At 59.0% G+C, this 20,286-nt stretch carries 17 protein-coding genes; 10 read left to right on the plus strand and 7 right to left on the minus strand.

From position 1 onward, the window contains the following. Positions 1-2: 2 nt before the first annotated feature. The 3 genes from CHH27_RS05730 to CHH27_RS05740 are packed head-to-tail and all read right to left on the minus strand — an operon-like array spanning position 3 to position 4,644. Positions 3-1,184, minus strand: coding sequence for a response regulator transcription factor (locus tag CHH27_RS05730; protein ID WP_208988596.1), 1,182 nt, complete (start codon positions 1,182-1,184; stop codon positions 3-5). Positions 1,185-1,197: 13 nt separating this feature from the next. Beyond that, entirely contained in the window at positions 1,198-2,829 is a 1,632-nt protein-coding gene (locus tag CHH27_RS05735) for a class I adenylate-forming enzyme family protein (RefSeq protein ID WP_094070737.1), read from the minus strand. Positions 2,830-2,853: 24 nt separating this feature from the next. After that, positions 2,854-4,644 carry an extracellular solute-binding protein gene (locus tag CHH27_RS05740; protein ID WP_247646249.1) on the minus strand — a complete coding sequence of 597 codons (1,791 nt, stop codon included), beginning with the start codon at positions 4,642-4,644 and terminating at the stop codon, positions 2,854-2,856. Positions 4,645-4,990: 346 nt separating this feature from the next. Between CHH27_RS05740 and CHH27_RS05745 the strand changes: the two genes are divergently transcribed. Further along, positions 4,991-5,602 (plus strand): invasion associated locus B family protein, encoded by a 612-nt coding sequence (locus tag CHH27_RS05745; RefSeq protein WP_094074543.1) that lies wholly within the window; start codon positions 4,991-4,993, stop codon positions 5,600-5,602. A 72-nt stretch (positions 5,603-5,674) separates the two neighbouring features. Here CHH27_RS05745 and hspQ read toward each other — a convergent pair whose 3' ends face one another. The 3 genes from hspQ to CHH27_RS05760 form a co-directional block, all read right to left on the minus strand. Further along, a complete protein-coding gene (gene hspQ, locus CHH27_RS05750; protein WP_094070739.1) occupies positions 5,675-5,998 on the minus strand; it encodes a heat shock protein HspQ in 324 nt (107 codons plus the stop codon). A gap of 102 nt (positions 5,999-6,100) precedes the next feature. Continuing rightward, complete coding sequence (locus tag CHH27_RS05755; RefSeq protein ID WP_094070740.1) at positions 6,101-7,141, minus strand: CoA ester lyase; 1,041 nt, start codon at positions 7,139-7,141, stop codon at positions 6,101-6,103. A gap of 101 nt (positions 7,142-7,242) precedes the next feature. Then, positions 7,243-8,217 carry a lysophospholipid acyltransferase family protein gene (locus CHH27_RS05760; protein WP_094070741.1) on the minus strand — a complete coding sequence of 325 codons (975 nt, stop codon included), beginning with the start codon at positions 8,215-8,217 and terminating at the stop codon, positions 7,243-7,245. 216 nt (positions 8,218-8,433) lie between these two features. Here CHH27_RS05760 and CHH27_RS05765 point away from each other — a divergent pair, with 216 nt between their 5' ends. Both CHH27_RS05765 and CHH27_RS05770 read left to right on the plus strand, forming a co-directional pair. After that, entirely contained in the window at positions 8,434-9,387 is a 954-nt protein-coding gene (locus CHH27_RS05765; RefSeq protein ID WP_094070742.1) for an AEC family transporter, read from the plus strand. A 54-nt stretch (positions 9,388-9,441) separates the two neighbouring features. Beyond that, a complete protein-coding gene (locus CHH27_RS05770) occupies positions 9,442-9,858 on the plus strand; it encodes a DUF1801 domain-containing protein (RefSeq protein WP_094070743.1) in 417 nt (138 codons plus the stop codon). A gap of 18 nt (positions 9,859-9,876) precedes the next feature. Here CHH27_RS05770 and CHH27_RS05775 read toward each other — a convergent pair whose 3' ends face one another. Then, positions 9,877-11,079, minus strand: a complete 1,203-nt coding sequence (locus tag CHH27_RS05775; RefSeq protein ID WP_094070744.1) for a UbiH/UbiF family hydroxylase — start codon at positions 11,077-11,079, stop codon at positions 9,877-9,879. 208 nt (positions 11,080-11,287) lie between these two features. Here CHH27_RS05775 and CHH27_RS05780 point away from each other — a divergent pair, with 208 nt between their 5' ends. The 7 genes from CHH27_RS05780 (at position 11,288) to xdhC (ending at position 20,271) form a co-directional block, all read left to right on the plus strand. Further along, on the plus strand, positions 11,288-12,223 hold the full coding sequence (locus tag CHH27_RS05780; protein WP_094070745.1) for a DUF2182 domain-containing protein: 936 nt from the start codon (positions 11,288-11,290) through the stop codon (positions 12,221-12,223). Between the two features lie 168 nt (positions 12,224-12,391). Next, complete coding sequence (locus CHH27_RS05785) at positions 12,392-13,108, plus strand: phosphatidylcholine/phosphatidylserine synthase (RefSeq protein ID WP_094074544.1); 717 nt, start codon at positions 12,392-12,394, stop codon at positions 13,106-13,108. Positions 13,109-13,277: 169 nt separating this feature from the next. Then, the gene (locus tag CHH27_RS05790; RefSeq protein ID WP_094070746.1) at positions 13,278-14,255 is read left to right on the plus strand and encodes a quinone oxidoreductase; all 978 of its coding nucleotides are present in this window, start codon (positions 13,278-13,280) and stop codon (positions 14,253-14,255) included. Positions 14,256-14,268: 13 nt separating this feature from the next. Then, a complete protein-coding gene (locus tag CHH27_RS05795) occupies positions 14,269-15,219 on the plus strand; it encodes a LysR family transcriptional regulator (RefSeq protein ID WP_094070747.1) in 951 nt (316 codons plus the stop codon). Between the two features lie 252 nt (positions 15,220-15,471). Continuing rightward, a complete protein-coding gene (xdhA, locus tag CHH27_RS05800) occupies positions 15,472-16,956 on the plus strand; it encodes a xanthine dehydrogenase small subunit (RefSeq protein WP_094070748.1) in 1,485 nt (494 codons plus the stop codon). Next, positions 16,940-19,276 carry a xanthine dehydrogenase molybdopterin binding subunit gene (gene xdhB / locus CHH27_RS05805; RefSeq protein ID WP_094070749.1) on the plus strand — a complete coding sequence of 779 codons (2,337 nt, stop codon included), beginning with the start codon at positions 16,940-16,942 and terminating at the stop codon, positions 19,274-19,276. The genes xdhA and xdhB overlap by 17 nt, the downstream gene beginning before the upstream one ends. Continuing rightward, positions 19,276-20,271: a xanthine dehydrogenase accessory protein XdhC gene (gene xdhC / locus CHH27_RS05810; protein ID WP_094070750.1), complete on the plus strand. Its 996-nt coding sequence runs from the start codon at positions 19,276-19,278 to the stop codon at positions 20,269-20,271. Before xdhB ends, xdhC begins: the two co-directional genes overlap by 1 nt. Positions 20,272-20,286 lie beyond the last annotated feature (15 nt).

Consider the following 20,286-nt stretch of genomic DNA (forward strand, 5'->3'; position numbering starts at 1 on the left):
GTTTAAAGCACTGTATGGGTCAAAATCGAGTTGATCCGTTTTTGAAGACGCGTGGTACCGGCTTCGTTTTTCAGAACGGCAACGGGACCGACGTCCCGAATGAGACATACAAGATCCTCGTCCCGGCTGGTGGCATCGGCGATCGACAGCAAAGTCGCATTGATTTCCTCAAGCTCTTCCAGGGAGGTAACGGCGATACCAAAATTTTCCGGTTGAAGACGCATCTCCCAGAGATCCAGCCCCCTTGCAGCCAGCTGGTTGCTGCAGGCTTCCAGATAGGTTGTGTAGTCTTCGACCGCCAGACCGCCGACATTGACCTGCTGACGCAGCCACATGTGGCTTTCGGCAAGCACCCGGTCTGCAAGGCGCCGCCTCTTGCCGAAGCGGATAGCGGCGTTCAGGCGTTTGACCAGTGTTTCCTTGCGGTTTTCTCCAACAAGAACGTCCGAGGCGCCATTACGGAACAACAGCACCAGATCTTCCTCGCGCTCACACACGGCAAGGACCGGCAGGCCGGCGAAGCGGGCATCCCGTCTGATCTGCTGCATATAGTCAATCGCGTCATCAAACGGAGCATCAATGACAACCGCGTCGAACGCCCGTTTGGACATGAATTCAACGGCCATGTTGCCGTCGAACGCGCCGACGACCTCGACCTTCTGGTCGCTGGCATCCTGCCATTCCAGAAAACGCCCGCTCAGGCCAACAACGAGCAGGCTGCTGGACCCTGAATGATGCGGCGCGGAGCCGAAACCGGGAATGCGACCAAAAACCCGACGGCGCAATTGTGCCTCGTCAGAGCGCAACAGCGCGCGCTGATGAATGCAAATCAGCATCAGGAGAACTTCGTCTGGCACGATCCGGTCGATCACCGCCGTGGGCTGAAGCCCGTCCGGCAACAGGTCGTCGCTACCCGTAAGGAGATAGAAGGGGACTTCGCAGACGAGGTTCCTGATCTGCGGCATCAGCCAGTCGAAGAAAGCCGTTTGCTGCCCCTGTTCGAGCTCTGCCACGTCAACCACGACCGCCGCCGGCAGCGCCAGGGGTAGCCGGCTTCCGCGGTCAAACATTTTCAGCAGCGACACATCCAGGGCTTCCGGAGCGTCCCCACTTCCGCTGCGCCTTGGCCGGCGCCCCGCGTACCAGTAAGGACCGCGCCAGGAGAGCGAGGTTTCTAAATCCATTCCCTGTCCCCAACTATGCCACGGCAGCAGGCAGGCGCTGGGTCCGCATGGTCAGCCGCTCGCGGCAGATGGTTCCATCGTCGTTCCGTGGCAATGACTGTAAAATCAGCACACGATGGGGGATCTTGGCAAGGTCTACACCTTCTGCGTCCAGATAAGCAAAGAATGCTCCTGCATCCGGAACGTGTCCGGGATCGGGTACAAGAGCGGCATACATGCGTGCGCCAAGAACCGCGTCTTCAACGATGAAAGCGGCAGCTTCCCGGATGCCGGGATAACTTGAATAGATCCGATCGATGGTTTCAAGGTTCCCCGTCCCCAGCGCATATTGGCCGGGAATGCCGAAACCGGCGAGACCGTCTTCCACCAGTTCGACCTTGATGTTGGTGTTGAGAAAACCTGTTCCCTCCCAACGGACACGCCGCTGGTCTCCATTGATGGTACGCCAGCCGATTTCAGGAACCATGGGCCCTTTCACCAACAGGGTCGGGGGTTGATCATCCACTTCGTCAGTGACTGCAATTTCCAGAAGGGCTGGCCCGCTCTCGCACCCGTTCGGCCCGTTATGCTTTCCCAGCGCTGTTGGTTTCATCTTGGCGGAAGGACCACGCGCCTTGGCGACAAGCGCGAATTCATCGGCAAGGTGAAGATCAACCAGACGTCGGCGCGCAACAAAGGTGGTTGGATGTGGCGCCGCAATGTTCCAGGCTGCCAGCAGGGCCGTTTTGGAATTGGACAGCTTGCGATCCAGGGTCTGCGCAAGCGGACCAGGTGTCATGACGACATCGGCGTCGACCTCATTGGCGTGTGCCGCAAGATTGGCGAGGGAAGTCGGATGATGCAGATGAAGCGTGCCTCCGGTCAAAAGCCAGGGTACCAGACCGCCGCCCAGCCCGGTCAGGCCACTCAGCGAATAGGGCAGGATTACCGTGCTGGCGTCCTTGATATGCGCTTCATGAACAACCATCTGCGCCGCCGATGTCCAGTGGTTGTGACACCGCGTCACCGGGACGTTTTCCTCGCCGCTGCGGCTCCAGCAGATGGTGGCGGTATGGTCGGCCGGCTCCGGTCTCTCGCTTGGCGAGAACTGAAGGTCGTCCCCCATTTCGGCAAGCATGGGGCCAAGTTCGATCAAACCGTCAGGGACGTCCTTGCCGAGCCCGAAGACGAAGCGCAGCGAGAACAGGTCGGCGGCAACGTCCCGGGCCGCGACACCAACTTCTCGGGTTTCCACGCGGTCTGCGGCAATGAACCCTTTCGCCCCGATGGAATTGAGAGCTTCCAGAACGTTCTTCTGTCGCCAATGCAATGGCAGAGGTGAAACGATCAGGTCAGCCCGCAAGGCGGCCAGAACGGCGATGACCGTATCGACCGTGTTCGGGGCCTGCACGCCGATGACGTGATCGGCCGTCAGCCCGACCGTGTTGTAAAAGGCGGCAAGCCGATCGATTTCTCGGTCTGCTTCGGCATAAGTCAGCTGTCTGGGTGTGCCGCCTGTCCAGGTTTCTCGGTCAGGGGCATCGACCAGTGCCAGCCGGTCGGGATGTTCTGCCGCCGTCTTGCCAAAGAGCGCGTCAAGCGGCACATCGGACCAGGCTCCGCTTTCATGATACTCCTTGCTCAGGCTTTCTTGGGTGGCTTTCATATTGTTCTTCGTCCGTTGGTCCGTTTATTGGGCCGCAGCAGCTGACCACCAGGTGTCAAATTCGTGCCCGTAAAGGGAATCCTGCTGTGGTGGAACGACATCTTTCCAATACGCAACCCAGTCGTCCGATACATGATAGAGCGGCACCGCATAGGCGCCCGAAATGAGAACGCGGTCGAAAGCGCGAACGGCGTCCACAAAGTCCTCGCGGCTGCGAGCAGCCACGATCTCGTCGATCAGCGCATCAATGGCCGGTTCCTTGGCGCCGACGAAATTGAACGAGCCTTCAGTGTCGGCCGCTTTCGTCGACCAGCGGCCGTATTGCTCTGCACCGGGCGAGAGGGAGGCATACCAGGTGTTGAACACCATATCGAAATCGCGTTTCGTCCGGCGATCCTCGAACTGGGACGGGTCGACACTGCGCACGCTCGCGTCGATGCCGAGGAGTTCGAGCGTCTTGATGTAGGCGAGCGCCAGTTTCTCTTCATCCTCGTTCTTGGCGAGGATTTCGAAGGTCAGCGCCTTGCCGGTTTCTTTATGGACAAGCTTGCGATCCTGCAGGCCATATCCGGCCTCGCCAAACACATTGAGCGCTTCACGCAGCACCTTCCGGTCTTGTCCGGAGCCGTCCGCATCGGCTGGTCGCCAGGTGCCGGCCATCACATCCGGCGCGACAGCATCGGGGAAGGGGGCGAGAAGTTCCTTCTCACGATCGCTGGCGGGGCGACCGATCGAGGACAGATCCGAATTGTCCCAGTAGCCAGCCGTTCGTGTGTATAGCCCGTAATAAAGGTTCTCGTTCACCCACTTGAAGTCAAACAGCATGCGCAGGGCCTTGCGTGTATTGACATCGGAGAACTGCTCGCGCCGCGTGTTGAAGGCAATGCCCTGCATGGCGGCCGGAATGCCAAGCGGCTTGGACCGCTGAACTACATCCCCGTTCTGGGCGGCCGGGAAGTCGAAGCCATTTGCCCAGCGGGCCGGATCACGGAACTTGAGAGCATTCACCAGACCCTTCTTGAAGGCCTCCTGCAACGTGGTTTCGTCACGGAAATACTCGATCCGGATCTCATCAAAATTGTCGAAACCGGCTTTTACCGGCAGATCCTTGGCCCAGTAGTCGGGGTTCTTTTCATACACGACGAGCCGGCCCGGTTCGATTGTCTTGAACGTGTAGGGCCCGGAGCCGACCGGCGGGGTAAGCGTCGACTTGTCAAATGTCTCGAAATCGGTGTTCTTCTTCGAGAAGATCGGTGCCAGCGAAATCAGCAGCGGCAGTTCCCTGTTGTCGCCGTTTTCGAAAACAAGCTTCAAGCGGTTCGGAGCCGTGACCTGCTTCTCCTTGATCGCCGCGTACCAGTTCCGGTAAGGCGGGCGGCCTTTGGCCTCGATCACTTCCAGCGAGAAGATCACATCCTCAACTGTGACCGGAGACCCGTCCGAGAAGCGGGCATCCGGATTGAGTTCGAATTCGATCCACTCACGACTGTCGGGCATGCGCACACGCTGTGCCAGCAGGCCGTAAAGCGAAAACGGCTCTGCGTAGGAGCGCACCAACAGGCTTTCCAGGATATTGTTGCCGAACTCCCGCTCACGCATGCCGCGCGCGGATGTCCAGCCCCCTTGGACAATGAAGGAATTCAGGCTGTCGAAGGTGCCTTGCACCCCCAAAGTGATCGTTCCCCCTTTAGGAGCGTCCGGGTTGGCATAAGGGAATGGCTGTCCTTCTTCAAGCGCCGGTGCGCCATGCATGGAGATTGCATGGGTCCAGGGCGTCTCCTCATCTGCATACGCCGCTGAAAACGGCGAGGCCATCAGGGAAACCGCGGAGAGCGTCAGAACCGCCGCGCTCCGCACTGCCTTGAAAAAAGGTTTGTCACCAATCGAAATACGCATAACCACCGCCCGAGATTCTGTTGATTCTCAGCGGTCAGGGTATCACAGGGTTAACGCAAACGCCTCTGATGCAAGCAACAATCAGCAAGATATTCAGTTTTGTTTGAAACCACGGGCCTGCGTTGCAAATCGGCCACCCTCTTGCCCAAATTCAGTGTCTTACCATGGATTAACGAAGCGAATGTTCCATGGGGTCTTGCGGTTGCTACCGGAATGCATCAGAACAACGCGAATGTTTCATACACGCACGATTGAGGACGTTTCGATGAAGAGTGTTTTGAAAAGAGGATTGTTCGGATGCGCAGCCGGTGCGTTCGTGGCCCTGTCTTCTTTCGCAGGTGCTCCCGCAATCGCCCAGGAAGAAAAAAGCCCTTGGACGAAGGCGTGTAACACCAATCCGAATACGCAGAAGGAAATCTGCTTCATTTCGATTGAGCTGCGCACCAATACCGGGCAGTTCCTGAGCAACATTGCCATTCAGGAAACCGCTGGCGAGGCACGCAAGAAGCTTCTGGTTGCGGTTCCGACCGGTGTCTTGATCCAGCCGGGCGTTCGCATCCAGATCGACGACAGCAAGCCGGTCCAGGGCAAGTACAGCATCTGCGCTCCCAATGCCTGCTACGCGGAACTGGCCATTGACGACACCTTCATCGCTGCAATGAAGCAGGGCGGAGAAATGATTGTCGCGCCTTACAACCAGCAGGCAAAAGAAATCGTCTTCAAGATGACCCTGATCGGGTTCACCAAGGTCTATGACGGCGAGCCGATGAACCTGGCCGAGCTTCAGAAACGTCAGGAAGAGCTTCAGAGCGAGCTGCAGAAACGCGCCGACGAAGCCCGCCAGAAGCTGATCGACGCCCAGAACACCGATCAGTAAGACCGGAATTCGCAACAACAAAAAAGGCCGGCTCTGATGAGAGCCGGCCTTTTTTGTGAAGGGCGAAGGCCTTCAGTGAATTTCGACGCTGCGGGGCAGATAGGAACCGTCTGTCTGTTCCTCGAAGATTTCTTCTACCTGAGGATGTCGAACAGGTTCTCCGGTCATGTCCGGCTCGAGATTCTGCTCGCTGACATAGGCAACGTATTCAGTTTCCTCGTTTTCTGCGAGCAGATGATAAAACGGCTGGTCACGCAGAGGGCGCACGTCTTCCGGGATGGCGTTCCACCATTCCTCGGTATTGCTGAAGGTCGGATCGACATCGAAGATCACGCCCCGGAAGGGGTAGATACGGTGCCGGACGACCTGACCAATTCTGAATTTAGCCGTACGCATGGTTCTTCGTCCGCTCAGTGCATGCACTGCCGGGATACCGTTTTGGCCGGCAGCTTGCAAGCGCTCTAACATTAAACCGTAACGCCGGAGCCTTGCGAATTTCTAAAGACCATAGACCGCTGCGAGTTCAGTGTCTTTCGATGCAACCAGTTTTGCAAGGTCTACGATAACCTTCGCCTGTTTCCAGGTTGCATCGTCCTGCATCTTGCCATCGATCATTACCGCACCGGTGCCGTCCGGCATCGCCTCCAGGATGCGCTTGGCAAAGCCGACTTCCTGCGGATCCGGCGAAAACACCTTCTTGGCAATGTCGATCTGGGTCGGATGCAGTGACCAGGCGCCGAGACACCCCATCAGGAAAGCGTTGCGGAACTGACTTTCACAGGCGGCCGCATCGGCAAAGTCGCCAAAGGGTCCATAAAAGGGTTTCAGCCCATAGGACAGACACGCGTCGACCATCTTGCCGACCGTGTAGTGCCACAGGTCCTGCTGATAGGCCGTCCTGGCTCCGTCCGGATTGGCGTCCGAAAGCACGGCGTAGTCGGGGTGGCCGCCGCCGACCCGCGTTGTTTTCATGCCGCGTGAGGCGGCAAGGTCGGCCGGACCAAGGCTCATGCCATGCATGCGCGGACTGGCTGCCGCAATCTGCTCGACATTCTTCACGCCTTCCGCTGTCTCCAGGATAGCGTGGATCATGATCGGTTTGGAAATACCGGAGCGTGCTTCCAGCTGGGCCAGGAGCTGATCGAGATAGTGGATGTCCCAGGCCCCTTCGACCTTGGGAAGCATGACGACATCAAGCTTGTCACCAACTGCGGGAACGATTTCCAGAAGATCGTCGAGGAACCAGGGACTGTTCAGACAATTGACCCGTGTCCAGAGGCCGGTCGCACCGAAGTCATTTTCGCTGGCCAGCTGGATGAAACCGCGACGCGCATCCGTCTTGGCCTCAGCCGGGATCGCATCTTCCAGGTTGCCCAGAACCACATCCACCTTGTTGATCAGGTCCGGCACCTTTGCCCGCATCTTTTCAACATGTGGCGGCACGAAGTGGATCATCCGTTCCAGCGTTACCGGCAGCTCCCGGAAAGGGGCAGGGGCACCGATTGCAAGCGGTTTGTAATATGCACTTGGGGTTTTCATGAAACAGCTATCCTCCACCTGTCGAACGGATAGCTATAACGCCTATGCTGCGCTGCAACCATCCCCCGAAAGGCCAAATCGTCGCTCAATGCAGAACGCCTTTAGTCCTGTTCGCTGCTTGCAACCTGGGCAGCGGCGGCTCGGCGGGCCTGTTTCTGTGCGGACGTTTTTCCAGGCGGCGCCCACTTCTTGTGGATCCACATCCACTGGTCGGGGTGCTCACGTATCCAGCTTTCGAATATCGCGTGGATCTGCGCAGTTGCGGCCTCGATATCGGCCTGCCGGTCATCAGTAACCGGTACGGAAATTGCGCGGCCCTCGATCCGGAACCGGACACCGTTCGTTCGCACGACGCGCCCCAGCACGATGGGGACATTGCATGCCCGCGCAAGGGAGGCCGGCACCGGGTTGGCATAGGCCAGACGATCAAAAAACGGAACCTGAACACCGCGTGTCTCCCGCAGATCCCCCATCATGGCCACAACACCGCCAGACTTGAGGGTCGAGAGGATCTTGCGCGCGGTCTGGTGGCTCTTTGACAACAAGCCGCCCTTGTAAAGATCCGCGCGCAAGGACGTGAGTGCCCGGTCTGCTTCCGGATTGCGCAGCGCCTGGTAAACCCCGGTGATTTTCAGGCCGCGGCGAACAGCCGGTTGAACGCAGAGTTCCCAGTTGGCACTGTGAAAGGACACAAACAGACAGGCCTGCTCGCCGTTGAGAACCTTTTCCGTGGTTTCGTCGGCAATCGCCTCGAACCGGAAGTCCTGTTTAAGCAACCGGTCTATGTGAAAGGTCTCGGCCGCAACACGACCGAGATTTTCCCACATACCGCGCACGATTTGGTCACGCTCCTGTTCGGGCATGCCAGGAAAGGCCTTTTCGAGGTGGTCGAGCGCGCGTTTATGGCGGGCATTATAAGGCGCCAGCCATCTCCAGCAGGTTCCCATGACCTTCGAGGCGACATCCACTGGTATCAGCCGGAACAGCCAGATGGCACTCCTCAGCGCAATGCCTTCCACCACGTTCTGCGCAGCCGTCAGCCGCGGGTATTTGCGCTGTCTTAATTTCCGGGACATCGGAAACGATTGCTCTCACGTTTAGCCCCTTCAAAAAAGAAGGGGATATTAGCACCGGTTTGGTCCCTTTGAGCCCTTGCGGCGCAGGCCCAGACCTGATTGGAATGCGGGTCGTGCTGACCGGCGGTCACGCGTCCTTATCCAAGCCCGGCGCAAGATGCAAGCGCCAACGCCGTCCACTCCAGAACCAGACCAAGCAGGAATTTTGGAAGCCGCATGCAGGACGTCATCACACTGGCCCTCCCGTTTTTCGGTCTCATCCTGTTAGGGTTTGCAGCCGGGAAGTTTAAGAACCTGCCGGAGTCCGGCCTGAGCTGGATGAATTTTTTTGTCGTTTACCTGGCCCTGCCGGCACTTTTCTTCCGGCTGCTGTCCGAAACGCCGTTCGAACAGCTCGCCAATGTGTCCTTTGTCGCCGCAACGACGTTCACCACCTATATCGTGTTTGCCATTTCATTCTGCATCGGCGTGGTCGCGACACGCGGCAGCATTGGCGAATCCACCATTCTCGGCATCGCGGGCGCCTATTCCAATGTCGGCTATATGGGGCCGGGCCTGACGTTGGCGGTTCTGGGGGAACAGGCGACCGTGCCCACCGCGCTCATCCTTGCCTTCGACAACGCACTCATGTTCATTCTGGCGCCGCTGTTGATGGCCCTTGCCGGTGCGGACAACGAAAGCTTCCTGCGAACGCTACAGAAGATCGGCTACCGGATCTTCACGCATCCTTTCATTCTGGCGACCATCGCTGGCGTTCTTGCCGCGGCACTTGAATTCAGACCGCCGGAAGCGGTCAACACCATGTTGCTGTATCTCAGTAATGCCGCAGCCCCTTGCGCGCTCTTTGCCATGGGGGTGAATATAGCCTTGCGTCCGATCGGACGTGTTCCATTGGAACTTCCATTGGTCCTGAGCATCAAACTGGTGCTGCACCCGATACTCGTTTTTCTCCTGCTCAGCTGGCTGGGCGGCTTTGATCCGAGCTGGGTGGCAACCGCCGTGTTGATGTCCTGCCTGCCACCGGCCACCAATGTCTTTGTCATCGCGCAGCAATATGGAACCTATGTGCAAAGAGCATCCAGCTTCGTCCTGATCGGAACGGCTGTGTCCATCATCACGGTCACCGGGTTTATCTGGGCCCTGACAAGCGGCTATCTGCCGACGGGTTGACGCAGACAGGCGCAAAACGTCACCTTGAAGAACATGAGGAAGGGAGCCCGAGGCGTGCAGGACGATCCGAGTGTCATGAGCCTTCTTGATGGCTATCCAGAGGATATCAAGGCCGCGCTGTTGCAAATGCGCAGCCTGATCCTGCGGACTGCTGCCGAAAACAAGGACATCGGCGTTCTTGAGGAAACGCTCAAATGGAGCCAGCCAAGTTACCTCACCACGCGCCCGAAAACCGGCACCACCATCCGCATCGACAGGGACAAGTCCGATGCCGGCGACTTCGCGCTTTATGTGAATTGCCAATCCTCGCTGGTGTCAGAATGGCGCGCGCTCTTTCCGCAATTCACCTATGGCGGGGATCGGTCCGTGCATTTTCAGCTTGGCGATCCGCTGCCCGAAAACGAATTACGCCAGATGATTACCATGGCCCTGACCTACCATCAGAAGAAGCGCTCTGCCGGAAAAAACTGACAGTCCTGCTGCTGTCGCTCAACGCCCAAGGCGAAAGGCGCTGCCAGGTGTCATGCCCTCACGCATCAGCATCCGGCGCAAGGGGCCGACGCGCCCAGCCAGATACATGCCAACGCTGCGCGCGGCCTGAACGGGCAGAAACGAGGTCAGCAATGACCGGTTCAGCAAATCAACAGCGTTGGTGCGCGTGCGGATATCGCCCATCCGCTTGGCCTCATATCCGGAAAGTACCGCCATGGAGCCGATATCGGACTGCCGCACCTGGGCACCTGTCAGGACCGACCTCAGATCCAGAATATCGCGCAAGGAAAGGTTCAGCCCTTGCGCACCGATCGGCGGAAAGACATGTGCCGTCTCGCCAAGAAGCACGAGGCGTTCTGAGACAAGCTTGTTGGCATTCAGCCCGGAGAGCGGAAAGCTTTGCGGATCGGAGGCCAGCTTGAAGGCGCCAAGAACGGAATGGGCGCGCCGTTCCAGTTCAAGTTCCAGCTCATTCGGCGCCAATTTCAGCAGGGCTGCTGCACCTTCGGCTGTTTCAACGCAGACAAGTGCCGATAGCCGGCCGGGCAGGGGCACCAGCGTGAACGGACCGGTCGCGGTGTGAAATTCCGTTGAAACATGCTGGTGAGGCAGACGGTGTTCAAGATTGAGCACGACAGCCACCTGCGGGTATGACCAGCGCTTCACGTCTATTCCCGCAAATTCTCTCAAGACAGAATTGCGGCCATCGGCCGCGACACCCAAACGTGCAGCAAGCTCAAGGCCGGACCGTGTTGTCAAAGTGGCGTGATTGGCACCAAACACCGCGGATTGAACGGGTTCAGAAATAACCGTCAAGTCCGCTTGATCGGCACATTTTTTTTCAAGTACGGTATTAAGATCAGAGTTCAAGATATTGAAACCAAACTCTTCCATGCCAAGTTCGGCGCTGTCAAAGGTCACCTCGGGTGCCCTGAGAAGACGTTTGGTTCCGTCAATCATGCGCATCTTTTTCAGGGACACCGCATTGCTTTCGATGTCGGTCCAGATGCCAACGTCGCGCAGCAAATCGATCGATTGTTGCCAGAGCGCCGTGGTGCGACCGTCCTGACGTTGCAAAGGCGGCGCAAAAAGCACACAGGAGAAGCCGGCTTGTGCCAGGCTGAGTGCCGCAATCCGGCCAGATGGTCCTCCGCCGACGATGGCGATGTCGTAAGTGTCGGGCCGATCCGTCTTTGCCATGGTTTTTGTCCGTGTTTGGTCTGTTTGGGCCAAATGTGCGTCTTTTGGTGTCAAATGCAACGAGACCAAAAAACGCAGGGCAGCAGGTCTTGCAGACGGGGCAGGTGATCTGGAACGAAACATGAGAAAAATCAAAGGCGATTACGGCGCATGTCGCTACAATGGTCACAATGAAGGAGCGTCTTTCCAACTAAGCCGGACTAACTGAATGCCACCAGCAAGCAGCCACTTGTCGACGCGTCACACCATTCGCTCTGAAGCCCCGACGGGAAGGGGCTGGCCCATTGTCCTGTTGCTGGTCGTTCTGCTCAGCCTCGTCGGCTGGAGCTATCTGACCGCCATGGTCGTTGACATGGTTCCGGCCATGGACATGAGCGAAGCCGGTCCGGGCATGGGCTTCTTCAACGCTTTCAACCTGTTCGCCGGCTTGCCGGCCGAAGCGCGGGCGGCCCTTGCCGCACTGTGTCTGCCCGCGGGCAGCACCTTTGGCATGCCGAGCTCGGACATGACGTCGTCCGACCTTCTGAAGATCTTTCTCATGTGGGCCATGATGGCTCTGGCCATGATGCTGCCGACGGCCGTGCCGATGCTGAGAAAGTACTTTTCCGAGATCTCTCGAAAGGCGGGCGCTGATGCGCGAGCTGTATCAGCAACACTCGCAGCGGCAAGCGGTTATCTGACCATCTGGCTTGGATATGCGCTGCTGGCCACGTTTGCGCAATGGCTGCTGTCCCGTGCCGGTGCGCTCACCGACATGATGGCGCCCGCCACGCTTGCGCTCACGATTTCTGTCCTCTTCGCCGCAGGCCTTTACCAGTTCACGCCCTCAAAACACTTTTGCCTGCAAAGATGCTGGTATCCCCGCTGGGCCTTTACAGGCGGGCGGGTGCATCCCGGCACCGGTCATGGCTACCGGGAAGGCCTCGTGCAGGGCTGGGCCTGTCTCGGCTGCTGCTGGGCCGTCATGACACTCATGTTCGCGGTTGGTCTGATGAACATCATCTGGATCGCGCTCTTAGGCAGCTTGATGGCGATCGAAAAAACATTCCCGAACCGTTGGCTTCCCTACGTCATCGGGGCAGGGCTGTTGCTGTGGTCCGGTTTCCTGACTTTTCTGCTCATGTCGGGACATTCGTCAGCTTAATTTGCCGTCCGCGCCTCCCGGGACTGTTTTTTCGGTTCACACTGTCATACGATTGCAATACATGACCGTGTCAGCGCCTGTGTGAATGACGTGCAGAAGTGTACCTCACGCCGGTTGAAGCGCTAACGTATCGAAGTGATGCGCAAGATTCTTGGAAATGAGGACACCGTGACGGACTTTACGCCAGGCAAAGAAAGAACAGAGCCCGCTCTGTTCCTGATCCACATCCTGACGGCGTCCGGAGCCCCGATTGCGCTTGTAGCCCTTCTTGCCGGCGCGCAGGGCAACTGGGCGGAAATGTTCGCCTGGCTTGGACTGGCCTTTCTTGTTGACGGCATTGACGGGCCGCTGGCCCGACGCTTCAACATTGCCGAACGTCTTCCACGCTGGTCCGGTGCGTCGCTCGACTTCGTTATCGACTATGCCACCTATGTGTTCCTGCCGGCATTTGCGCTCTCCTGGAGCTTAATGCTGTCCTCGCCGTGGAACTGGATCTGCGGTGGCCTCGTTGTCTTTACCGGTGCGCTCTATTTCGCCGACAACGGCATGAAGACGCCGGACGGATCCTTCAAGGGCTTTCCGGCCGGATGGAACATGGTTGTTTTCGGCCTGATGGTTCTGTCGCCGTCAGAAGCCTTCACCATCGGCTTTGTCCTTCTGTGCTGCGCACTGACCTTTGCCCCGATCCGGTTCGTGCACCCGGTCCGCGTTCGCCGCTGGCGTTGGCTGACCTTGCCTGTCACGCTCCTGTGGATGGGGCTTGCGGCCTATGCCATCCTGAACGGCATGACGCTCGAAGGATCCATTGCGACCGTCTTCACTGTTGCAAGCTTCTACCTTTTCCTCGTGTCCGCGGTTCAGCAGCTGCTTGATCGGGTCGACTGACCACCATTTGAAAACGGCTGCCATGCCTTCTTGGCGAAAACCTGTTTGTCTTTCGACAAACAGTTCCTTCAGTCACGGCCTTTTCTGACTTCAATGAAATCTCTATGGTTCCGGTTCGAGGCTGACAGTCGGTCAGCCGCGCATCAAACCAACAGGACCGGGGAAGAAGATGGTTCAAGCGATCTGTGTGCACGAAACAGGCGGACCGGATGTCATGCGCTGGGAGCGCGTCGATGTTGGTGAACCAGGCCCCGGCGAGGCCCGCATCAGGCACACCGCGATCGGGCTCAATTTCATCGACACCTACTTCCGTTCCGGTCTTTATCCGGCACCGAACGGCACGCCCTTCAGCCCCGGCAATGAAGGAGCTGGTCTGGTCCAGACCGTTGGCGAGGGTGTCACGCATCTGAAACCCGGTGATCGTGTTGCCTATGTCGGGCCTCTTGGGGCCTACGCGCAGGAACGCATCGTACCGGCGGACCGTCTGGTGGTCATCCCGGAGAGTATCGACGACAGAACAGCGGCCGGCATGATGCTGAAAGGCATGACCGCCCAATACCTCTTGCGCCAGACCTTTCGTGTTGGCCCGCAGACAACACTTCTGTTTCACGCGGCTGCCGGCGGTGTCGGTCTGATTGCCGGGCAGTGGGCGGCCCATCTCGGCGCCACCGTCATTGGCACGGCCGGATCGGAAGAAAAGATCGAGCTCGCCAGGGCCCACGGCTACCAGCACATGATCAACTACCGCACCGAAGATTTTGTCGAACGGGTCAGGGAGATAACCGGAGGCAAAGGCTGCGACGTTGTCTATGACAGCGTTGGCCAGGACACCTATCCAGGATCGCTTGACTGCCTGAAACCGCGTGGCCTCTGGGTCAGCTTTGGCCAGTCATCCGGACCGATCACCGACTTCAACCTGGCCCTTCTGGCTCAGAAGGGGTCTCTCTTCGCAACGCGGCCGACGCTCTTCAACTACATCGCGACACGAGAAGACCTTGAGGCGACGGCAGGCGAACTTTTCGATGTCGTGCAAAAGGGGATCGTCAAGATCGAGGTCAATCAGGAATATCGTCTTGCGGATGCGAAGCAGGCGCATCTGGACCTGGAAGGCCGCAAGACCACCGGCACCACCGTTCTCATCCCATAAGGCCCAACCCACGATGTTGACAGGCCGGGCCCAGGATCTCTCGCGCAATCTCTATAGCCCGGCCATGCGCTACTTTCTGGCCGTTGCGGAAGCAGGATCCATCAGAGCAGCGTCGCGCGAACTCAACGTTGCGTCTTCCGCCGTCAATCGACAAATCCTCTGGCTCGAGGAAGCCCTCGGATTGCAACTGTTCGACCGGGTCGGGAGACGCCTGCGCCTGTCCCAGGCGGGTGAACTCCTCCTTGCACACACACGCCGGACATTCTCGGACTTTGAAGGAACAGTTGCCGAACTTGACGCATTGAAAGGGCTGCGCCGCGGCACCGTGTCAATTGCCAGCGTGGAAAGCGTGGCGGAGAAACTACTGCCGGCGGTGATCAGCGGCTTCCGGCGGCGTTACCCGGGCATCCACGTGAACGTTGCAATCTCGTCGTCGCAGGAAGCTGCGCGCAAGGTCGAAGCAGCCGAGGCTGATGTCGGTTTCACGTTCGATCCGCCGGAAACCTCGGCTCTGACAATCTCCTTTCACCACGATCTGGTTATCGGTGCCCTGATGCGGCCGGACCATCCCCTGGCCGCTGTTTCAAGTCTCTCTCTGGTCGATTGTTTGAAGTTTCCGGTCGCTCTGCCGGCGGAGGGTCTTTCCCTCAGAACCCGGATCGACGTGGTCCGAAGAAGCATTCCCGGCGTCTCGCGCACCTATGTGGAGGCAAATTCACTGCGCCTGATGCGGGCCCTCGCGCGCGAGGAACAGGTTATCGGCTTCCAGACGCGGATCGGCTGCGAGGACGAGCTTGAGTCTGGCAAGCTCATCTTCAAACCTTTGACTGACAAGCCACTTCAGGCAGATCGCCTGTGTGTGGTAACCTCTTCCTTGAGAGCCCTGGCCCTCGCGCCAGGCATGTTCTTCGACCACGCCGTGTTCGCCTTAAAAGACCAACTTCCGGTGATTGATGCCAAATAGGCATCATTGCGGTCTCAAATGAGCGCTTTGGTTCCGGATTTTTTTGAGGCACATTTTTTGTGACAGTTTTGCGGCAGAGTGCCGCACGAGGGAGACAGTCAATGGCGCGTTTGGACACGCACGTTCTGGAAACTGCCCTGAACCGGCCCTGCGGCCCTTGTTCTGAACACCGGTGCCTACCGACGGCAACGGCGCTGTCTTCTTCTTCCGAATCTGGCAAAGCCATTCCCAACAGCAGGGAGGCACTGTCCGATGCGTGACACGATCCGTTTTCTAAAAGCCGGAAAAATCATTGAACTCGAAGACGTCGGGCCAACGGAAACCCTGCTTGACTACTTGAGACTGCGCCGCAGGGAAACCGGCACGAAGGAAGGCTGCGGAGAGGGAGATTGCGGTGCCTGCACCGTTGCGCTCGGACGCCTGGTCGATGGCCGGCTCACCTACCAGCCCGTCAACAGCTGCATTCAGCTGCTCGGCATGATCGACGGTGCCGAGCTGGTGACGGTGGAAGATCTGGCCGAAGATGGCCGGCTTCATCCCGTTCAGGCGGCCATGGTCGAACTGCATGGGTCCCAATGCGGCTTTTGCACACCGGGTTTCATCATGAGCCTTTTTACCCTCTATCACACCGAGGGCATGAGCAAATCCCGCAAGACTGTCACCGATTGGCTGGCAGGCAATCTGTGCCGGTGTACCGGATACCGGCCCATCGTCGATGCGGCACTGGAGGCGTGCTTCGAAGCCGCGGACGACGCATTTTCCTGGCGCGCCAAGGACACGCGCGAACACTTGCGGCGTCTTGCAGACGGGCGCGATGTTTTTATCGGTGACAGCGACCGGTTCTTCTCGGCACCGGCGACGCTCGACGGGTTGGCGGCGCTCTATGGCCAGCACCCTGATGCGACCCTGGTCGCCGGTGCGACCGATGTCGGCCTTTGGGTCACGAAACAACTGCGCGAACTGCCGAAAATGATCTGGCTTGGCCGGGTCGAGGGGCTTGAGCGGGTCGAGGACAGTCCGTCCGGCGTCCTGATCGGCGCGACGGCAACATATCAGGCAACGGAACAGGCGATGACCGGGATCGCCGAAGATCTTGGTGAATTGTGGCGGCGGATTGGTTCCAAGCAGGTGAGGGCGTCCGGCACCGTGGGGGGCAACATCGCCAACGGGTCACCCATCGGCGATACACCTCCGGCACTGATCGCGCTCGGCGCCACGCTTGAACTCAGCTCTGCCGAAACGTCTCGCGCCTTGCCAATCGAGGAGTTTTTCATCGACTACGGCAAGCAGGACCGACACACCGGGGAATTTGTCACCGGTCTGTTCGTCCCCCGTCTGTCTGCCAATCAGGCCTTCCGGTGTTACAAGATATCCAAGCGTTTCGATCAGGATATCTCTTCCGTTATGGGGGCATTCAGACTGACGGTCGACGAGGCGGGAACGATCACGGATGCCCGCATTGCCTATGGCGGCATGGCCGGCACGCCGAAACGCGCACGGGGTGCCGAAGCGGCCTTGAAAGGCGCATCCCTGGAAGATCCCTCGACCTGGGGTGAGGCAATGCAGGCGCTCTTGAGCGACTACACACCGATGACCGACATGCGGGCAAGCGCTGAGTATCGCATGGAAACGGCCCGCGCCTTGCTTGCAAAGGCGCTCATGGAGATGAGTGGTACGCCCCCTGGACAGATCAGGGTTCTGGCACAACGGGAGGCTGGCAATGACCGCGCCGCTTGACCCGAACGAGATGACCGCCCCGCTCAAGACGGTACGCAAGGCCTTGCCGCATGACAGCGCGGAAAAACATGTGTCGGGTACCGCCACCTATATCGACGACATGGTGGAGCCCCTCGACACACTGCACGTGGTTCCGGGCTGGTGCCGAAACGCGGTCCGAGGCCGCGTCCAGTCGGTAGACCTTGAAGATGTCGTCAATACACCTGGCGTAATTGCTGTTCTGACGGCCGCCGATGTCCCCGGCACCAACGACTGTTCTTCGGCCTTCGGCGATGACCCGGTTCTGGCGACAGACGACATCCTGTTTTACGGCCAGGTGGTATTTGCGGTGGTGGCCGAAACGCGCGAGGCAGCCCGCAAAGCTGCGCTCAAGGCGAAGATAGACGTCACGCCCATCACGCCGATCCTGACCGCGGACGACGCCGTTGATGCTGACACGACCGTCTTGCCGGACTACCAGTTCCGTCGCGGTTCGCCGGAAACGGGCATGAATGCGGCCGAAGAGATCCAGTCGGGCTCCATGAGGATCGGAGGCCAGGAGCATTTTTATCTGGAAGGCCAGGTCGCCATGGCTCAGCCGCAGGAAGATGGCGGCATGCTGGTCCATTCCTCGACCCAGCATCCGACCGAAATCCAGCACACGGTTGCCAAGGTGCTCGGCGTCCCGGACGCAGCCATAACGGCGGAAGTGCGCCGCATGGGCGGCGGTTTTGGCGGCAAGGAATCGCAGGCCAACCAGTGGGCCGCCCTTGCAGCGCTTGCAGCCCGCAAGACCGGCCGAACCTGCAAACTGCGTCTCGACCGGGACGACGACATGATCATGACCGGCAAACGGCATGATTTCAAAGTCAACTGGAAGGTCGGTCACAACAGTGAAGGCCGTATCCGCGCCGTCGACATGGAGTTTTTGTCAAGGTGCGGCTATTCGGTCGATCTCTCTCTTGGAGTCAATGACAGGACGCTGTTTCACGCCGATTCCAGCTATTTTTATCCGGACGCCCTGATCCGTTCCCGCCGCCTGCGCACCGACACTTGTTCCAACACCGCCTTCCGCGGCTTTGGCGGTCCGCAAGGCATGCTGGCAGCCGAACGCATGATCGATGCCATCGCGATCCGCCTTGGCAAGGACCCGCTCGAGATCCGCAAGCTGAATTTCTATGATGGTGAGCGGAACCTGACGCCCTATGGCATGCCGGTGGAAGAATATGAGGTCATGCACGACCTGATCGCGCAGTTGGAAACCAGCTCGAACTATTGGGAGCGGCGCGAGGCGATCAATAGCTTCAATGCGGAAAACGCCGTCCTCAAAAAGGGGCTGGCCCTGACACCGGTCAAGTTCGGCATTTCCTTCACCCTGAAACATCTGAACCAGGCCGGCGCCCTGGTGCATCTTTATACCGACGGATCCGTTCATCTGAACCATGGCGGCACCGAGATGGGGCAGGGGCTTTACCAGAAGGTTGCCCAGGTGGTGGCCGAGGAGTTCGGCATCACGCTCGACAGGGTACGCATCACCGCGACCAACACCTCCAAGGTGCCGAACACGGCCCCGACGGCTGCCTCCTCCGGCACCGATCTGAATGCCATGGCTGCCAAGATTGCGGCCAGGGAAATCAAGAACCGCCTGATCACCTTCCTTTGCGAACAGCATCAATGCGGGCCGGAAGCCATTCATTTTGGCGACAACAAGGTACTGATCGGCAATCAGGCTTTCACGCTCGCCGAAGTCGCCAAGCTGGCCCACATGGCCCGGATCCAGATGTCTCATGCTGGGTTCTACGCAACGCCCGGCATCACCTGGGACCGGGACAGCGCCACCGGCCGCCCGTTTTTCTACTTCGCCTTTGGCGGTGCCTGTGCCGAGGTCACCATCGATACGATGACCGGTGAAATGACGGTCGACCGCGTCGATATCCTGCATGATGTCGGCCATTCCCTGAACCCGGCAATCGACCTTGGTCAGATCGAAGGCGGTTTTGTCCAGGGCATGGGCTGGCTGACGACAGAAGAACTGGTCTGGGACGAAGAAGGTCGCCTGCGCACCCACGCGCCCAGCACCTACAAGATCCCGACCGCTTCCGACATTCCGGAGGCGTTTTCCGTTGACCTTTATGAGGGCAGCGGCAACCCGCAGGCAACGGTCTACCGGTCCAAGGCCGTTGGCGAACCGCCGGTCATGCTGGCCAATGCCGTCTTCTGTGCCATCAACGATGCGGTTGCGAGCCTGGTTCCTGGTGAAGTCCCCAATCTGGATGCACCTGCGACCCCCGAGGCAATCATGCGCGCAGTTCAGGACATGCGCCGGAGGAAGACCGGCTGATGCGGACCTGGGCGCACATTGCTGCTTGTCTGGATCGCGGTGAGCCTTGCGCGCTGGTGACGGTTGCCCGTGTCGACGGCTCGACGCCGCGAGAAGCCGGAGCGCGCATGGTGGTTGCCGCCGATAGGTCTTTTTACGGCACAATTGGCGGCGGCACGCTGGAGTTTGAAATCATTCGCAAGGCGGCCCGAGCTACCGAAACCGGCAGATCCTGTTTCTCGCTGCAGACCGTCTCTCTGGGCCCGGACCTCGGTCAATGTTGTGGTGGCCGCGCCAGAATTGCGATGGAAATCTTCACGCAGGAAAAACGTGACGAGGTGTACAGGCTGGCAGAGCTGGAAGCAGGCGGAAGTCCGTTTAGTACACAGGCTGTGGTCACAGACAGCGTAACCGGCCCCAGGCAAGAGCAGGACCAGCCGGCGAACAGTCCTTTTTTGCTGCACACTGATCAAAAAAGCGGCGCCGAACTGCTTGTTGAGCGGTTTGGCGAATGGCGCCGGCCGCTGTTTCTGTTCGGGGCAGGTCACGTCGGCAAGGCTCTGGTCCTGGCGCTTGCCCAGCAACCGTTCGATGTCACCTGGATAGACAGCCGGAAAGAGCAGTTTCCAGGCCCGGTTCCGGCCAATACCCGCAAGATCGCGGCAACCGATCCGGCGGTTGAGCTCGACCGGGCTCCCGCCGATGCCTTTGTATTGGCCATGACCCATTCGCACGCGCTTGATGAGGACATCATGGCACGTGCCTTGCTAATGCAACGCTTTGCCTATTGCGGGGTCATCGGGTCCGAGACCAAACGGGCCCGGTTCCGCAATCGCCTTAAATCGCGAGGACTGGACGAAGCGTTGATTGCAAACATGATCTGCCCGGTCGGGGTGACGGCACTCAAATCAAAACAACCGGCAGCGATTGCCGCAGGCATCGCCGTCGACCTGTTGATCCGGGATGAAGAACTTCAACAACAAGCCGCGGCAGGCGGGAGACTTGCTCACAACTGACGGCCAGTCAGTGAG

Source organism: Labrenzia sp. VG12, assembly GCF_002237595.1.
Lineage (GTDB): Bacteria > Pseudomonadota > Alphaproteobacteria > Rhizobiales > Stappiaceae > Roseibium.

Excerpts from the sequence above, each read along its gene's own strand:
- CHH27_RS05740 (WP_247646249.1), bottom strand. The coding sequence starts at position 4,644 with ATGGCCTCGCCGTTTTCAGCGGCGTATGCAGATGAGGAGACGCCCTGG.
- xdhA (WP_094070748.1), top strand. The coding sequence starts at position 15,472 with ATGCGTGACACGATCCGTTTTCTAAAAGCCGGAAAAATCATTGAACTC.
- CHH27_RS05755 (WP_094070740.1), bottom strand. The coding sequence starts at position 7,141 with ATGAAAACCCCAAGTGCATATTACAAACCGCTTGCAATCGGTGCCCCT.
- xdhC (WP_094070750.1), top strand. The coding sequence starts at position 19,276 with ATGCGGACCTGGGCGCACATTGCTGCTTGTCTGGATCGCGGTGAGCCT.
- CHH27_RS05745 (WP_094074543.1), top strand. The coding sequence starts at position 4,991 with ATGAAGAGTGTTTTGAAAAGAGGATTGTTCGGATGCGCAGCCGGTGCG.
- CHH27_RS05780 (WP_094070745.1), top strand. The coding sequence starts at position 11,288 with ATGCCACCAGCAAGCAGCCACTTGTCGACGCGTCACACCATTCGCTCT.
- CHH27_RS05735 (WP_094070737.1), bottom strand. The coding sequence starts at position 2,829 with ATGAAAGCCACCCAAGAAAGCCTGAGCAAGGAGTATCATGAAAGCGGA.
- CHH27_RS05730 (WP_208988596.1), bottom strand. The coding sequence starts at position 1,184 with ATGGATTTAGAAACCTCGCTCTCCTGGCGCGGTCCTTACTGGTACGCG.
- CHH27_RS05795 (WP_094070747.1), top strand. The coding sequence starts at position 14,269 with ATGTTGACAGGCCGGGCCCAGGATCTCTCGCGCAATCTCTATAGCCCG.
- CHH27_RS05790 (WP_094070746.1), top strand. The coding sequence starts at position 13,278 with ATGGTTCAAGCGATCTGTGTGCACGAAACAGGCGGACCGGATGTCATG.
- CHH27_RS05775 (WP_094070744.1), bottom strand. The coding sequence starts at position 11,079 with ATGGCAAAGACGGATCGGCCCGACACTTACGACATCGCCATCGTCGGC.
- CHH27_RS05765 (WP_094070742.1), top strand. The coding sequence starts at position 8,434 with ATGCAGGACGTCATCACACTGGCCCTCCCGTTTTTCGGTCTCATCCTG.
- CHH27_RS05760 (WP_094070741.1), bottom strand. The coding sequence starts at position 8,217 with ATGTCCCGGAAATTAAGACAGCGCAAATACCCGCGGCTGACGGCTGCG.
- xdhB (WP_094070749.1), top strand. The coding sequence starts at position 16,940 with ATGACCGCGCCGCTTGACCCGAACGAGATGACCGCCCCGCTCAAGACG.
- hspQ (WP_094070739.1), bottom strand. The coding sequence starts at position 5,998 with ATGCGTACGGCTAAATTCAGAATTGGTCAGGTCGTCCGGCACCGTATC.